Genomic DNA, 14,079 nt, shown 5'->3' on the forward strand with positions numbered 1-14,079 from the left:
GGATTTGATCCCGGCCCGCAAAGCGATTAACTCATGCCAATCATCTTGGCCAAAAATCCCGGCCGCTAAAGTTCATGGAGTATCCGGAATGTCGCGCATCGTCGCCATCCTCATGTTGGCCCTGGTCGGTCTGACCGCTTGTGAAACACCGACCGAACGTCTTGGCCCCGATGGCAAGCCCCTGCCCCGCGTCTATCGCGTCCACGCCAAGGACGAAGCGACGATCCAGTATCGCATGCTCGATTCGATCAACGCCCTGCGGTCCGCCGCCGGCGAACGTCCGGTACAGCTCAACGCCAACCTAAACGCCGCCGCCGCAACCCATTCGCGCGACATGCACGTCCAGAACCGCCCTTGGCATTTCGGCTCCGACGGCTCTTCGCCGCTCGATCGGGTGACACGCTCGGGCTACAGCGGACTGATGCTGGGCGAGAATATTTCCGAGACCTACGAGACCGAGCTCGAGACTCTTTCAGCTTGGATGGAGCAGCCCGACACGCGTGACGTCATCCTCGACAGCCGCGCCACCGATATCGGCTTTGCCTGGTATCAGGAGGACAGCGGCAAGCTCTGGTGGACCCTGCTGATCGGGGCGCAGACCGCACAGGCCTACGCCGCCAACTAAGGCGTAGCATCCAGATATTACGGGAAAATATCGACTTGGGTGCCGTTCTGCACCATCATGTAGATTTTCTCGATATGGCGATCCTTGACGGCGATGCACCCCGCAGTCCAGTCCTTGCCCTTGCCACGGTTCTCACCGGCCCGGCCATGGATGAAAATATCACCTCCGGGACGCCGCCCCATTGCCTGAGCATAGGCGGCATCTTCGGCGTTCGGATAGGAAATCCCAAGCGACAGGTGATAGGCGGAATTCGGATTGCGGCGGTCGATGATATAGCTGCCTTCCGGCGTCTTGCCATCGCCCTCGAATTGCTTCGGACCGACCGGATTGCCACCCAGACCGATCTTGTACTCCTGAACGATCTCATCTCCATGCAGGAGATAAAGTCTGCGCCGCTCCTTGTAGATCACCACCCGGGTAATCTCCGGCCCCGAATAGGGCTTCAGTTCGCGTGCAAACGCAGCTTTGGAAAAGGCCAGCGCAGAGGCTGCCGAGACAAGGAAAACCCGCCGTTTCATGATCACTACCCGATCTTTGTTTTTTCCACTCCATACACCGGATCGGCAAATCCCGCCAAATCATTTTCGCAGATCAGGCGCGTCGAAAACAGGCGGCAATTTCAACATGGGTCGACCAGCGGAACTGATCCACTGGCACGATCCACTCAAACTCAAAGCCCGAATCGATAAGCTGTTTGGCATCACGGGCAAAGGTGATTGCGTTACAGGACACGAATCCCACACGCGTCAGATTGCTTTTGGAGATTTCCGCGCATTGCGCCTGCGCCCCTGCCCGCGGCGGGTCTATCACAGCGGCATCGAATCGGTTGAGTTCATCGCTGCGCGCAGGCTGCCGGAACAGATCCCGCGTCTCGACAGACATACGTTTCAGCCCCGGTGCCTGGCGCCAGCCTTTCATCAACGCATCGAGCATATCGGAGACACCTTCGACCGCATGCACCTCGGCACTTTCCGCCAGAGGCAGAGAAAACGTACCGCAACCAGCAAAGAGGTCGATAATTCGCTCCGCATCGCCAACCGCCCGCTGCATCAGCGCCACCAGAGCGGCCTGCCCTGCGGCGGTCGCCTGCAAAAATGCACCCGGGGGCGGAACGACGAGAGCTTTACCGAAACTCAGGAAGGGCAGCGCCTCCCCAGCAAGATCTTCGCCATTCCACGACAAGCGAGACAGACCCAAATCCCGCACGAATTGGCCCAATTCGACCCGCATCCCGAGATCGAGCGGCTTGCCATTCCGAACCGAAATATCCAGCCCACTGTCGGAGGCGATCACGGTGATGTCCATCTCTCCGCGCCGCGATCCCCCCAGTTCGACCAGCCGTTCCAGATCGGCGTAATGTGCCATGATTTCAGGCACCATCAGGATGCAATCCGGCACCGGCACCAGACTGTCGGAGGCGCGGGCATGAAGTCCGAGCATCACACCCTTTTTCGTCCGCCTTCCATGAAACACTGCACGTCGTCGACTTTGCGTTGGAGAGGTCAAAATAGGCTCTAACCCGGTGGAAATCCCCTGATGACGCAATGCGGTGGCGACAAAATCGGTTTTCCACTGCGCCACGAAATCATCCGAGGCATGTTGCAGGGCACAGCCTCCACAAGCCCTGGCATGTCGGCACGCAGGCTTCACCCGGTCGGGCGACGGCGTGACAATACGGACGTCTGCGATCCGCCCCTCGGCAGGCGTACCTTCGACCACCTCCCCCGGCAAAGCGTTCGGCACGAAGAGGCCTTCCGCCGTAATGCCATCGCCCTTATGGCCCAACCGCTGAATGACGTACTCCATCAGCCTCTCTCCACACCTCGCAACAGCTCTTCTTTCGTGAGACGAAAGCTGCTGTCGATCCAATCCTGCTCAAGCCGCTTTAAAGCCGCGCCCAACTCTTTCCCGAAAAGAGAGGCCATCAGATCACACGCCGCAATCGGAAACTGCGCCGCCAGGCCTTCGCGTATATCTTTTGCAAGCGTCTCCGGCAAAGGCTGTTCCAGAAAGGCCGCGCGCAGGGTCATGGCCCCTATCGCAATCGTTTCACCCTCCCGATAGGCAATTTCCTGAGCGCTTTGCATTCCGAGAGCGGCTTCTCGCAAGGCCCGATAATACCGGATTTGAGGCTTCGACAGACGCAAAAGCTCCGCCACATCGAAATCCCCCAGAGCCGCAAGACGCAGGATCGGATCGGGCGCCCGCTCCAGAGAGGTCAGAATGAAAAGCGCCTTGGTCGACGCGCCCGGCAAAAGCGCATTCAACACCCCGCTCTGATCCATTGCGCCCAGCGCACGATCAGGTGAGGTGGCGGACAAGAGTTTGATCATCTCATGCCCGATCCGTTCCCGAGACAGGCGCGCGAGGCCATCGATATGCGCAGCACAGGCCGAGAGTCCATCGGGGTCGAGCCCCGCCTCGTCATCCCCATACCAAGCGTGAAACCGAAAAAACCGCAGAATTCGTAAGTAATCCTCACGAATCCGCTGTACTGGATCGTCAATGAACCGCACCCGTCTCGCCTCAAGATCCGAAAGCCCGCCAAGCGGATCGACGATGCGGCCATCGGCCTTCGCATAAAGTGCATTCATCGTAAAATCGCGCCGATGTGCATCCTCCTCGAGCGTCTCGGCAAAGGCCACGACGGCACGACGCCCGTCGGTTTCCACGTCCTTGCGAAAAGTCGTGATCTCGAAAGGCTCCCCCTCGACAACCACCGTGATCGTCCCGTGATCAATGCCGGTCGGAATCGCCTTGAACCCCGCGGCTTTGGCCAGTTCCACGGTGCGCTCCGGGCGCACCCGCGTGGCAATGTCGAGATCGCTGACCGGCACACCCAACAGGCTGTTGCGAACACAGCCGCCCACGAAATAAGCCTCCTCCCCCGCCTCGGAAAACATCGACATGATGCATTGCGCGGGAGAGCTTTCGATCCAGTCCGCCGTAAGTTTCATAACCCGCTCACCCGATCCGCAAGCACACGCAAGATCCGCGCTGTCGCTCCCCAGATGTAATAGGGCCCATATGGCACGGTGTAGAAGGAACGCATCTGACCGCGCCAGCGTCGGGACTGGATGGAGAAGTTCTTGGCATCAAGCACATGGGACAGAGGAACTTCGAAAACTTCAGAAACTTCCCCCTCTTCGGCAATTGGCGTGAAATCACCTCTGATCCAGCCCAAAACCGGGAACATTTCAAATTGCGTCACAGTTTCATGGGTCGGAAGCTCCCCCAAAACCTCGACAAGAGAGCGCGGCAGGCCGATCTCTTCGGTCGCTTCGCGCAGGGCGGCATCAATGGGGTCGCGGTCCGTGGGATCGACACGCCCGCCCGGAAACGCGATCTGACCGGGGTGATGTTTCAACGCCGAGGAGCGTTTGGTAAGGATCAGCCGCAGCCCCTGAGGCGTGTCTCGGATCGGCACGAGAACACCCGCAGGGCGCAGTTTCGCCGTCGCAGCCGGACGCAGGTCTCGGTTCAGGTCAAAATCCGAAGAAGATGCCCCCGGATCACTCAGCAGAGCCTTGAGGGTATCCCGATCAATCGGCGTCACCATCTGGGCTTTCCTCCGCTTCGAACCCGACGGTTTTCGGGTCGAGCACATAATGCGCGCCGCAGAACTGGCAATCTGCCGTCACGACACCCTCGTCGGTGGTCATGCGCGAAATATCCTTGGCCGAATAGATCGACAGGCTCTGACGCACCTTTTCCTCCGAACAGTTACAGCCAAAATGCACAGGTTGCGGGTCGAACACGCGGGGACGTTCCTCGTGGAACAGGCGCACGAGCAATTCCGTCGGCTGCACATGCGGACCGATCAGTTCCATATCCTCGACCGTATCGAGCAGAATATTGGCCCGGTTCCAGTCCTCGAAATCGTCATCGTTCAGGATGTCGGCCGCCTGCAAAAGACCGTCACCGTCCTCGTTGTCCTGTTGTGCGGCGAAAGGCGAAGCTTTCGGCATTTTCTGGAGCATGATGCCACCAGCACGCCAATGCTCCTCCCCTCCCGCCAGACGGGTGGTGCCGAAAGTTGTGGAAAATCGCGTCGGCAATTGCTCCGATTGCGCGAAATAGGTCTCGGCACAGGACGACAGAGAACCGCCCGAAATCGGGGTGATGCCCTGATAGGGCACCATCCCCTTGCCCTGGTCGATCAGGATCGCAAAATAGCCTTTGCCGATCTGGGAAAACGCATCGACACGCGGCAAAAGCCGATTGGCATCGAAGGATGCATAGGCGCGGATACGCGCCGGTTCGCCCTCGGCAGTGGGCGCATAGTAATCGGTCGCGATCAGACGTGCCGGACCATCGCCGCGCACCTGAAGGGAAAGTTTCCAGCGCAGCTTCATCGTCTGGCCGATCATTGCCGTCAAAAGCGCCATTTCCGCGACCAGGGCCTCGATTTCCGGCGGGTAGGCATGCTGTGCGAGGATGCGATTGAGCACCCCGTCGAGACGCGCCACGCGCCCGCGGATGTCCGAGGCATCCAGTTGGAAAGGCAGGACGGTATCGTCCCAGGCAATTTTCGATCCGAGCATTTGTGCTTCCCCTCAGCTTCGGCGCTGGAATATCCTGTTCATATAGGCGGAACAACCACCGAAGAAAGGCAGGGCAGACATGCGGCGATACGGAGAACCCAGACTTGAGGGACAATCTTACCGTGCCCGCCCCGGGGCCTATGCCATCCTGCCGAAGAACGGACGGCTGCTGTTGACTTATCAGGCAGGCATCCACAATGAATTCCAACTCCCCGGGGGCGGGATCGACCCGGGCGAAAGTCCGGTGACGACCCTGCATCGCGAAGTCTTCGAAGAAACCGGCTGGCGGATCGCACAGCCGCGCTTTCTCGGAGCCTTTCGACGGTTTGTGTTCATGCCCGAATACGATCTCTGGGCCGAAAAGATTTGTCACATCTATCGGGCGCATCCGGTCCGCAAACTGGCCGAGCCGCCAGAAGAAGATCACTCCGTCCATTGGGCAAGCCCCGAACAAGCCATAGTCAGCCTTGGAAATCCCGGTGACCGGGCCTTTCTTCAGCGCGTGTTCTGACCGGAATATTCCAGCAAAATAGCCGAGATATCGTCGGGGAAATCCCTGTCCTTGTTGTAATCGTTGAGATCCCACAGGAAGGTGTCGAAAAACGCGTTTCCGGTCTCACGGCTCACCTTGCGACACATCTCGGCAAGCCCCTCCTCACCGAGCATTCCGTCGCCGCCATCGGGACATTCCGTCACGCCGTCGGAGAAAATCAGGATACGCTCACCTGGCGAAAGGGTCAGACGCACATCTTCATACGGCGCATTCGGGATAAGCCCGACCGGCATGCCACCGTCACCGAAGAAGGTCACACTCCCGTCGGTCGATTGGAATATCGGGGTCGGATGACCGCATTGCGCCATCACAAAATCGCCGCTGAACCGATCGAAATGCCCAAGAATCATGGTAAAATAGAGATCCGTTTCCATCTCCTCGAGCATCAGCCGATTGAGGGCCGCCGCGACCTCGGAGGGATCTGCGGGGTAAAACCCACCCTGTTCATTGCTGCGGATCGCAAGGTTCTGTTCCGGTGTCGACCCTGTCAGATAGGCCGCAAGCCGCGCCGTCATCAATGCGGAGGCAATGCCATGCCCCGACACGTCGAGCGCGAAAATGCCGAACTGTCGCTCGTTGATCGGGAAAAAGCCGACAAGATCGCCTCCGACATGCCCACTCGGCCGCAGCAGCAATGACACCTGCGCCGTCTGGAAATCCCGGAACCGCTCTCGCACCAGCGACTGCTGCATCTTCCGTGCCTCGACCAGATCGCGATCGAGCGAATCGTAGAGCGCCGAGATCTCGGCCAGGGTCGAGCTGACCAGGCGGTTCTTTTCCGTCAGTTCCCGCTCCATTCGCAAAATGCGTTCCCCGGCACGGATGCGGGCCAAAAGCTCATCGCCCGCCACAGGTTTGGTCAGAAAGTCATCCGCACCGACATCGAGCCCCTGAGCCACCTCCGCCTTGTCGGATTTCGACGTCAAAAGGATGAAATAACCATAATGCGCACGGTCGAGTTGCCGAAAGGCCTGACAAAACTCCAGCCCGTTCATTCCCGGCATCATCCAGTCGGAAACTACGAGATCAATCGGCTCACGCTGACAGATTTCTATCGCCTCCCCCCCCGAAGCCGCCTCGAAAACCACATATCCCCAACGGCCGAGATAAGAGGACAAAATACGGCGTTGTGCCCGCGAATCGTCCACGACCAGAACGGTGTTCACGACGCCACGTTCAGGTACGGCTTGTAAATACGTGTGATTTTTCTGAGCGATGAGCAAAACGAAGCACCCTGACCTGTGACGTGTTCCGCTCATCCTGAGCCAGACGATTTAATGTCGCCTTAAATCTAAAATTTTCCGGAAAATCGGGACCGCGCTTACATTTGCGTAACCTTATTGCACTCTTATCGCTCACAGACAGGAGGCTGCCATGATTGACTGGGACCGGGTTGCGGAATTGCGAGACGAAGTTGGCGCGGAAGATTTTCGCGAAGTTGTGGACCTGTTTCTCGAGGAGGTCGACGAAGTGATCAAGCGCATGAAAGCCATGTCGGACTCATCGTCTCTCGAACAAGATCTTCACTTTCTCAAGGGCAGTTCGCTGAACCTCGGTTTTGCTGCCTTCTCCGCCTTGTGCCGTGACGGAGAAAAAGCAGCGCGAGAGGGGCGCTCCGAAGTGATCAACATGGCCAAAATCTTTGACAGTTACGCTCAATCACGCTCTGAATTTATCAGCAGGACCGTTGCCTGAACAGCCATCTATAGAACGAATTCCGCCAGATCCCGATCATTTGTGATATCACGATAGACCAGCCCGGCCTTGTTCATGTTCTCGAACAAATGCGCAAAATTCGCCGGATCGTCGGTTTCGATTCCAATCAGGACCGATCCGAAATTGCGAGCGGATTTTTTCAGATATTCGAAGCGAGCGATGTCATCGTTCGGCCCCAGCATGTCAAGGAAATCGCGCAAGGCACCGGGACGCTGCGGCATACGCAGGATGAAATACTTTTTAAGCTCCCGGAAACGCTGTGCCCGTTCCTTGACTTCCGGCAGGCGTTCGAAATCGAAATTGCCACCAGACGTCACACACAGAACGCGTTTACCCTGAATCGCGTCACGAATGTCCTGAAGCGCGTCTATCGACAAGGCCCCAGCGGGTTCCAGAACGATGCCCTCGACATTCAGCATGTCGAGCATGGTCGAACAGATGCGATCCTCGGGGCAGGCGAGAATGTGATCGGTGGGAATGTCCTGCAGAATCCCGAAAGGCAGCGCTCCGATCCGCGCGACGGCCGCCCCGTCGACAAAACTGTCGACATCGCTCAGCGTCACGGGTTCTCCGGCCGCAACCGCAGCCGCCAGAGAGCGCCCACCCATCGGCTCCACCAAATAGACCTCGGTCGCAGGCGCCGTTTCGCGCAGGTAGGACAGCACGCCCGCCGAAAGCCCGCCGCCGCCCACGGGCAGGACAACTACGTCCGGTACCATCTGGGACATGAATTCGACGGCCACGGTCGCCTGCCCCTCGATCACATCCATGTCGTCGAAAGGTGCAAGAAAATGCCCGCCCTGCTCCGCGCAATAGCTCTGTGCTGCCTCCAGTGTGTTGTCGAAATAGTCGCCAACCAAACGGATCTCGATGTTGTCACCGCCAAAGACCTTGGTCTTGTCGATCTTCTGCTGCGGCGTCGTGACCGGCATGAAGATCACCCCTTTCACCCCGAATTGCCGACAGGCAAAAGCCACGCCCTGTGCATGGTTCCCCGCAGAGGCGCAGACGAAAAGACCGATGCTCGGGTCTTTTTCCCGCGCTTTTATCATCGCATTCCATGCGCCGCGCAGCTTGTAGGATCGCACCGGCGTCAGATCCTCGCGCTTCAGCCAGACATCGCAATCATAGGCTTTCGACAGGTGATCGTTGCGCAGGCAGGGCGTAGGCGCGAACAGACGCCGGACCAGCGTTTCCGCAGCGCGCGCACGTTCGGTGAAAGGACCCGTCTCAGTCATGAAGCTCCCCCCGCATGGCCAGTTCGTAAATCGACGACAACAGGCTCACGTTGACCATCAGCAAAAACCACCCGGCCAGCAATTCATAAAGCAAGCCCAGCAAACCGCTTCCGAACACCGATCCGATGAGCTGAATCACGATGAACAAAGCGATAGACAGGATCACGGCCTGAAAGATCACGGCGGAATGCGGCTTCGTGGCCTGCCAGGCTTGAACGAATGAGATTTTCTGCCCCAGCGCAACTGCGGGCAGGGTCGGAGAGAGCCGGAAAAACACGAACACGGCAGGCAATGCGATCAGTACCATGACAAACAGCCCGCCCAGGGCCTGCGCCAGAACATTTCCAAAGAGCCCAAGCAGAAGACCACCCAAGAGCCCAACGGAAAGACCGATCAGCAAGCCAATGATGATCGACAGGATCAGATAGCCCCAGATGCGGGACCCGCTCCAGGACGGGAAGGCCGAGGTCGGGCGTTTGCCCTCCAATGCGTAACGGTGCCACTCGACAGCGATCCAGCAGGAGCCCACCGCCATCACCACATTCGACAGGAGAATGAGCCAGATGCCACTGCCTGCAACAGCCTCCGGATTCCCCGAAGCCAAAGCCTCCATATCGACGGCATTAAAAGTGAGAATCTGCACGATCAGAATGCCGATCCAGATCAGACCGGAAACGGCGAGCGCCTCGTCCAGATGCCGGATGACCCGCAGAACCGCGTTTTGGAATAGAATGAAACCCGTCATGACGACCTTTCTCAGAACTTATGCCCGCAGGTTTAGTGCTTTTGCCCGGGGAGCTAAAGCAATCTTGGGCGTAAACCTTGCTCTTGCCCCAAAAAACCGATAATCGCGCCTGCGAACTCCGAAAAAGGAATGTCCCATGTCTGCGCCTAAAAAAGTGGTTCTCGCCTATTCCGGCGGCCTCGATACTTCGATCATCCTTAAATGGCTTCAGACCGAATACGGTTGTGAGGTCGTGACCTTCACCGCCGATCTCGGTCAGGGCGAGGAGTTGGAGCCAGCGCGCCAGAAGGCGGAACTCCTTGGTATCAAACCAGAAAACATCTACATCGAAGATGTGCGCGAAGAGTTCGTGCGTGATTTCGTCTTCCCGATGTTCCGCGCCAACGCGCTTTATGAAGGCGAATACCTGCTGGGCACCTCGATTGCGCGTCCGCTGATCTCCAAACGTCTTGTCGAGATTGCCGAAGCGACCGGGGCCGATGCCGTGGCGCATGGCGCGACCGGCAAGGGCAACGATCAGGTGCGTTTCGAGCTTTCCGCCTACGCGCTCAACCCCGACATCAAGGTGATCGCGCCCTGGCGGATCTGGGACCTGTCATCCCGTACAAAACTCATTGATTTTGCTGAGAAAAACCAGATCCCGATCGCCAAAAACAAACGTGGCGAAGCGCCGTTCTCGGTCGATGCCAACCTGCTGCACACCTCGTCCGAGGGTCGCGTTCTCGAGAACCCGGCAGAGCAAGCGCCGGACTACGTTCTCCAACGGACCGTGCCGGTGGAACAGGCGCCGAACGAGCCGGAATATGTCGAAATCACCTTTGAAAAAGGCGATGCGGTTGCGGTCAACGGCGAGGCGATGTCTCCGGCTACCCTGTTGACAAAGCTCAATGAATTGGGCGGCAAACATGGCATCGGCGTGCTCGATCTGGTGGAAAACCGCTTCGTCGGCATGAAATCCCGCGGCATCTATGAGACCCCGGGCGGTACCATTCTTCTGCAAGCGCACCGCGGCATCGAACAGATCACGCTCGACAGCGGCGCAGGCCACCTGAAAGACAGCCTGATGCCGCGCTATGCCGAGCTGATCTACAACGGCTTCTGGTTCTCCCCGGAACGCGAGATGTTGCAGGCTGCCATCGACAAATCACAAGAACATGTGTCGGGCACCGTGCGCCTGAAACTTTACAAAGGCGCCGCGCATACCGTTGGCCGCTGGTCCGAGGCTTCGCTCTATTCCGAGAAACACGTGACCTTCGAGGACGATGCCGGTGCCTACGACCAAAAAGACGCCGCAGGCTTTATTCAGCTCAACGCTCTGCGCCTGAAACTTCTGGCGGCCCGGAATCGCCGCCTGAAATAACTGTCGGCAAAACGTCGGACTATTGTCGGACTTCCGTCGGGCACAGGTCCGACAAACGTATAAGAAAAGGGCGCCCGAAGGCGCCCTTTTTCATGAGAGGATCCGCCCCGGTCTTAGCCACGAAAGGCTTTGACATCCGCCGCGGTTGGAATGGCATCCGCGGTACCCGGACGGGTGACCTTGAGCGCCGCCGCCTGTACCGCCCACTCCATCGCCGTGCGGATCGGCATACCGAAATCGAGACCTGCCGCCACATAGCCCACAAAAGTGTCACCGGCGCCTGTGCTGTCGACGGCAGTGACTTTCGGTGAGGTCACTTCGATCACCTCGCCAGTTTCGTTCGAGCGCCACATCGCCCCTCTGGCCCCGAGTGTCACGAGAACCTGCGGCACCGGAATCTGATCGAGGGTCATGCCCATCTCGGAACAGAGCTGTGAGGCCTCCACCGCGTTCATCACCACCATGGAGACATCGGGGATCACACCGCGCACCGCCTCGACGGAGAACGGAGCAGCGGAGTAGATCACCCGCATGCCCTTCACCAGCGCAAAGGTCGCGGCATGGGCCTGAAGATTGGTTTCGTTCTGGAGCAAAAGCGTATCGCCAGATTTGGCCTGATCAATGGCCTGAATGACGAATTCGCTGTCCTGTTTCACATTCGCACCCGGGTCGATGACGATCATGTTCTCACCATCGGGCCCGACATAGATCACCGCATGACCGGTGGGCTCGTCGACCTCCCGCAGGAATTTACAATTGGCACCGTAGGTTTCGATCCGCTGCCGCACCCAGGGATCGGTCTTGCCGATGGCACCGATGTGATAGACCTCCGCCCCGGCTTTCGCGGCGGCGACGGATTGGTTGGCCCCTTTGCCACCCAATCCGATCTTGTGCCCGGTGGCGCTTAGCGTTTCGCCGGGGCCGGGAAAGCGAGGCAGGGTGTAAAAGCGGTCGATATTGACCGAACCGAGATTGAAAATCGCCATTTATACACCTCCTCAACAGAGTTCTTCTTACTTGGTCTGGCCCACCTTGCAGGCGGCCAGGATCGCCATGTTCAGAATGTCGTTTACCGTCGAAACGGTTGAACAAATCTGAATAGGCTTGTCGACACCGGTCAGGATCGGCCCAATCACCGTCGCACCGGCCATTTCCTGCATCAGCTTGACGGAAATAGAGGCGGAGTGACGTGCGGGCACGACGAGAATATTGGCCGGACCGGAGAGACGACAGAACGGGTAAGAGGCCATCGCATCAGGGTTCAGCGCCACATCGACGGTCATCTCGCCATCGTATTCGAAATCGGCGCCACGGGCGTCGAGCACCTCGGAAGCGACATGCATTTTATGCGCGCGCTCCGACACCGGATAGCCGAAGGTCGAGAAGGAAGCGAAGGCCACGCGCGGCTCGATCCCCATGGACCGCGCAACACGGGCGGCAGCGATGGCGATGTCGGCGAGATCCTCTTCGACCGGCCATTCATGGACGAGCGTGTCGGCGATGAAGATGATCCGGCCCTTGTGCAGAAGCGCCGTGACACCGACCGCGCCATCCTGTGCCGTTGCATCGAACACAGAATTGATCCGGTCGAGCACATGGGCGGATTTGCGGGTCGCTCCGGTCACCAAGCCGTCGGCATGGCCATGGGCCAGCATCAGCGCGGAGAAGGCATGACGGTCGCGGGCGGCGAGACGGTGGATGTCCTTCTGGTCGAAACCACGACGTTGCAGGCGTTTGTAGAGGAAATCCTTGTAATCCTGCAGGTGGCGCGTGTTGGCCGCGTTGACGATCTCAAGCTCGGAAATAGCTTCGCCGAGACCTTCTTCCTGCAGCTTGCGGCTGATCTCATCGGTACGCCCCACGACGAGCGCGCGACCGAACCCGCCCCGGTGGTAGGCCACAGCGGCGCGCAACACACGGGGATCGTCGCCCTCGGCGAAGATCATCGTCGCCTGTTCCTGACGCGCGCGGGCATAGAGCCGTTGCAGAAGGTGCGCGGTCGGATCCATGCGGGCCTGAAGGTCCTGCGCATAGCCTTCCATGTCGATGATCGGACGACGGGCCACGCCGGTGTCCATCCCGGCCTGCGCCACGGCGGGCGGAATGGTGTAGATCAGACGCGGATCGAAGGGGGTCGGGATGATGTAATCGCGACCGAAGGACAGTTTCTGACCGTAGGCCAGAGCCACCTCATCCGGCACATCTTCGCGGGCCAGTGCCGCAAGGGCCTGAGCACAGGCGATTTTCATGTCGTCGTTGATCGCACGGGCATGGATGTCGAGCGCACCGCGGAACAGGTAGGGGAAACCCAGAACGTTGTTGACCTGGTTCGGATAATCGGAGCGCCCGGTGGCAACGATGACGTCGTCGCGCACGGCATGGGCGTCTTCGGGCGTGATCTCAGGGTCGGGGTTCGCCATGGCAAAGATCACCGCATCGGGCGCCATGGATTTCACCATGTCCTGGGTGACGGCGCCTTTGGCAGACACGCCGAGGAAGACATCCGCGCCTTCCATCGCCTCGGCCAGCGTGCGGGCATCGGTGACGGCGGCATGGGCCGATTTCCACTGGTTCATGCCCTCGGTGCGACCTTGGTAAATCACGCCCTTGGTGTCGCACATGATGCAGTTGTCGTGCTGAGCGCCCATCGCCTTGATGAGTTCGAGACAGGCGATCCCGGCAGCACCGGCGCCGTTCAGGACGATTTTACAATCCTCGATCTTTTTCCCGGAGAGGTACAGCGCGTTGATCAGACCTGCGGCACAGATCACGGCGGTGCCGTGTTGGTCATCGTGGAACACCGGGATATCCATCTGTTCCTTGAGCGTCTGCTCGATGATGAAACACTCGGGCGCCTTGATGTCCTCAAGGTTGATGCCGCCAAAGGTCGGCCCCATGAGACGCACGGCGCGGATGATTTCTTCCGGATCGGTGGTGTCCAGTTCGATGTCGATGGAGTTCACGTCGGCAAAGCGTTTGAACAGAACCGCCTTGCCTTCCATAACCGGTTTGGACGCCAGCGCGCCAAGATTACCGAGCCCCAGGACGGCCGTACCGTTGGAGATCACCGCGACGAGGTTGCCCTTGTTCGTATAGTCGTAGGCGGTTTCCGGCGTTTGCGCGATTTCCTCGCAGGGCACGGCCACACCCGGAGAATAGGCCAGCGACAGATCGCGTTGGGTCGACATGGGCACGCTGGGCGTGATGTCGAATTTGCCAGGGCGCGGTTCCATGTGGAACGTCAACGCCTCTTCGCGGGTCTGTTTGGTCTTTGACATGCGCGCGTGCCTCCTCGTCG

14 protein-coding genes are annotated in these 14,079 nt (G+C 59.0%); 4 read left to right on the top strand and 10 right to left on the bottom strand.

Annotated features, from left to right (window positions below; translation table 11 throughout):
• The first annotated feature begins 88 nt into the window (after window positions 1-88).
• A complete protein-coding gene (gene dalA / locus NH195_RS03945; RefSeq protein WP_066703407.1) occupies window positions 89-625 on the top strand; it encodes a divisome-associated lipoprotein DalA in 537 nt (178 codons plus the stop codon).
• A gap of 17 nt (window positions 626-642) precedes the next feature.
• Here the strand turns inward: dalA and NH195_RS03950 are convergent, their stop codons facing one another.
• From NH195_RS03950 to hslO, 5 genes are all read right to left on the bottom strand, one after another.
• Complete coding sequence (locus NH195_RS03950) at window positions 643-1,143, bottom strand: L,D-transpeptidase family protein (RefSeq protein ID WP_066703610.1); 501 nt, start codon at window positions 1,141-1,143, stop codon at window positions 643-645.
• 73 nt (window positions 1,144-1,216) lie between these two features.
• Window positions 1,217-2,431: a class I SAM-dependent RNA methyltransferase gene (locus tag NH195_RS03955; protein ID WP_066703410.1), complete on the bottom strand. Its 1,215-nt coding sequence runs from the start codon at window positions 2,429-2,431 to the stop codon at window positions 1,217-1,219.
• Window positions 2,431-3,582, bottom strand: a complete 1,152-nt coding sequence (locus NH195_RS03960) for a CCA tRNA nucleotidyltransferase (RefSeq protein ID WP_066703413.1) — start codon at window positions 3,580-3,582, stop codon at window positions 2,431-2,433. Before NH195_RS03960 ends, NH195_RS03955 begins: the two co-directional genes overlap by 1 nt.
• Window positions 3,579-4,184, bottom strand: coding sequence for a CoA pyrophosphatase (locus tag NH195_RS03965; RefSeq protein ID WP_066703416.1), 606 nt, complete (start codon window positions 4,182-4,184; stop codon window positions 3,579-3,581). The genes NH195_RS03960 and NH195_RS03965 overlap by 4 nt, the downstream gene beginning before the upstream one ends.
• Window positions 4,168-5,169 carry an Hsp33 family molecular chaperone HslO gene (gene hslO, locus NH195_RS03970; RefSeq protein WP_066703419.1) on the bottom strand — a complete coding sequence of 334 codons (1,002 nt, stop codon included), beginning with the start codon at window positions 5,167-5,169 and terminating at the stop codon, window positions 4,168-4,170. Before hslO ends, NH195_RS03965 begins: the two co-directional genes overlap by 17 nt.
• Before the next feature lie 79 nt (window positions 5,170-5,248).
• On the opposite strand from hslO, the gene NH195_RS03975 reads away from it, so the two are divergent.
• Window positions 5,249-5,680, top strand: coding sequence for an NUDIX hydrolase (locus NH195_RS03975; protein ID WP_066703422.1), 432 nt, complete (start codon window positions 5,249-5,251; stop codon window positions 5,678-5,680).
• Here NH195_RS03975 and NH195_RS03980 read toward each other — a convergent pair.
• Complete coding sequence (locus NH195_RS03980; protein ID WP_066703430.1) at window positions 5,665-6,888, bottom strand: PP2C family protein-serine/threonine phosphatase; 1,224 nt, start codon at window positions 6,886-6,888, stop codon at window positions 5,665-5,667. The two genes, NH195_RS03975 and NH195_RS03980, sit on opposite strands and share 16 nt — an antisense overlap.
• Before the next feature lie 208 nt (window positions 6,889-7,096).
• Here NH195_RS03980 and NH195_RS03985 point away from each other — a divergent pair, with 208 nt between their 5' ends.
• Complete coding sequence (locus NH195_RS03985) at window positions 7,097-7,417, top strand: Hpt domain-containing protein (RefSeq protein ID WP_066703432.1); 321 nt, start codon at window positions 7,097-7,099, stop codon at window positions 7,415-7,417.
• Between the two features lie 8 nt (window positions 7,418-7,425).
• Here the strand turns inward: NH195_RS03985 and ilvA are convergent, their stop codons facing one another.
• Together ilvA and NH195_RS03995 are read right to left on the bottom strand one after the other, a co-directional pair.
• A complete protein-coding gene (gene ilvA / locus NH195_RS03990) occupies window positions 7,426-8,676 on the bottom strand; it encodes a threonine ammonia-lyase IlvA (protein WP_066703434.1) in 1,251 nt (416 codons plus the stop codon).
• Window positions 8,669-9,421, bottom strand: coding sequence for a hypothetical protein (locus tag NH195_RS03995; protein ID WP_066703436.1), 753 nt, complete (start codon window positions 9,419-9,421; stop codon window positions 8,669-8,671). The genes ilvA and NH195_RS03995 overlap by 8 nt, the downstream gene beginning before the upstream one ends.
• 136 nt (window positions 9,422-9,557) lie before the next feature.
• Between NH195_RS03995 and NH195_RS04000 the strand changes: the two genes are divergently transcribed.
• Window positions 9,558-10,781, top strand: coding sequence for an argininosuccinate synthase (locus NH195_RS04000; RefSeq protein ID WP_066703439.1), 1,224 nt, complete (start codon window positions 9,558-9,560; stop codon window positions 10,779-10,781).
• Between the two features lie 113 nt (window positions 10,782-10,894).
• Here the strand turns inward: NH195_RS04000 and NH195_RS04005 are convergent, their stop codons facing one another.
• A complete protein-coding gene (locus tag NH195_RS04005) occupies window positions 10,895-11,767 on the bottom strand; it encodes a ribokinase (protein WP_066703442.1) in 873 nt (290 codons plus the stop codon).
• A gap of 27 nt (window positions 11,768-11,794) precedes the next feature.
• Window positions 11,795-14,059, bottom strand: a complete 2,265-nt coding sequence (locus NH195_RS04010) for an NADP-dependent malic enzyme (protein ID WP_066703445.1) — start codon at window positions 14,057-14,059, stop codon at window positions 11,795-11,797.
• Window positions 14,060-14,079 lie beyond the last annotated feature (20 nt).

The organism is Celeribacter ethanolicus, assembly GCF_001550095.1.
Lineage (GTDB): Bacteria > Pseudomonadota > Alphaproteobacteria > Rhodobacterales > Rhodobacteraceae > Celeribacter > Celeribacter ethanolicus.

What these genes read in the sequence shown, in the direction of transcription:
- NH195_RS03960 (WP_066703413.1), bottom strand. Translation starts at nt 3,582, where the DNA reads ATGAAACTTACGGCGGACTGGATCGAAAGCTCTCCCGCGCAATGCATC.
- NH195_RS03950 (WP_066703610.1), bottom strand. Translation starts at nt 1,143, where the DNA reads ATGAAACGGCGGGTTTTCCTTGTCTCGGCAGCCTCTGCGCTGGCCTTT.
- NH195_RS04005 (WP_066703442.1), bottom strand. Translation starts at nt 11,767, where the DNA reads ATGGCGATTTTCAATCTCGGTTCGGTCAATATCGACCGCTTTTACACC.
- NH195_RS03995 (WP_066703436.1), bottom strand. Translation starts at nt 9,421, where the DNA reads ATGACGGGTTTCATTCTATTCCAAAACGCGGTTCTGCGGGTCATCCGG.
- NH195_RS03965 (WP_066703416.1), bottom strand. Translation starts at nt 4,184, where the DNA reads ATGGTGACGCCGATTGATCGGGATACCCTCAAGGCTCTGCTGAGTGAT.
- NH195_RS03985 (WP_066703432.1), top strand. Translation starts at nt 7,097, where the DNA reads ATGATTGACTGGGACCGGGTTGCGGAATTGCGAGACGAAGTTGGCGCG.
- ilvA (WP_066703434.1), bottom strand. Translation starts at nt 8,676, where the DNA reads ATGACTGAGACGGGTCCTTTCACCGAACGTGCGCGCGCTGCGGAAACG.
- hslO (WP_066703419.1), bottom strand. Translation starts at nt 5,169, where the DNA reads ATGCTCGGATCGAAAATTGCCTGGGACGATACCGTCCTGCCTTTCCAA.
- NH195_RS04010 (WP_066703445.1), bottom strand. Translation starts at nt 14,059, where the DNA reads ATGTCAAAGACCAAACAGACCCGCGAAGAGGCGTTGACGTTCCACATG.
- NH195_RS03975 (WP_066703422.1), top strand. Translation starts at nt 5,249, where the DNA reads ATGCGGCGATACGGAGAACCCAGACTTGAGGGACAATCTTACCGTGCC.
- NH195_RS04000 (WP_066703439.1), top strand. Translation starts at nt 9,558, where the DNA reads ATGTCTGCGCCTAAAAAAGTGGTTCTCGCCTATTCCGGCGGCCTCGAT.
- dalA (WP_066703407.1), top strand. Translation starts at nt 89, where the DNA reads ATGTCGCGCATCGTCGCCATCCTCATGTTGGCCCTGGTCGGTCTGACC.
- NH195_RS03955 (WP_066703410.1), bottom strand. Translation starts at nt 2,431, where the DNA reads ATGGAGTACGTCATTCAGCGGTTGGGCCATAAGGGCGATGGCATTACG.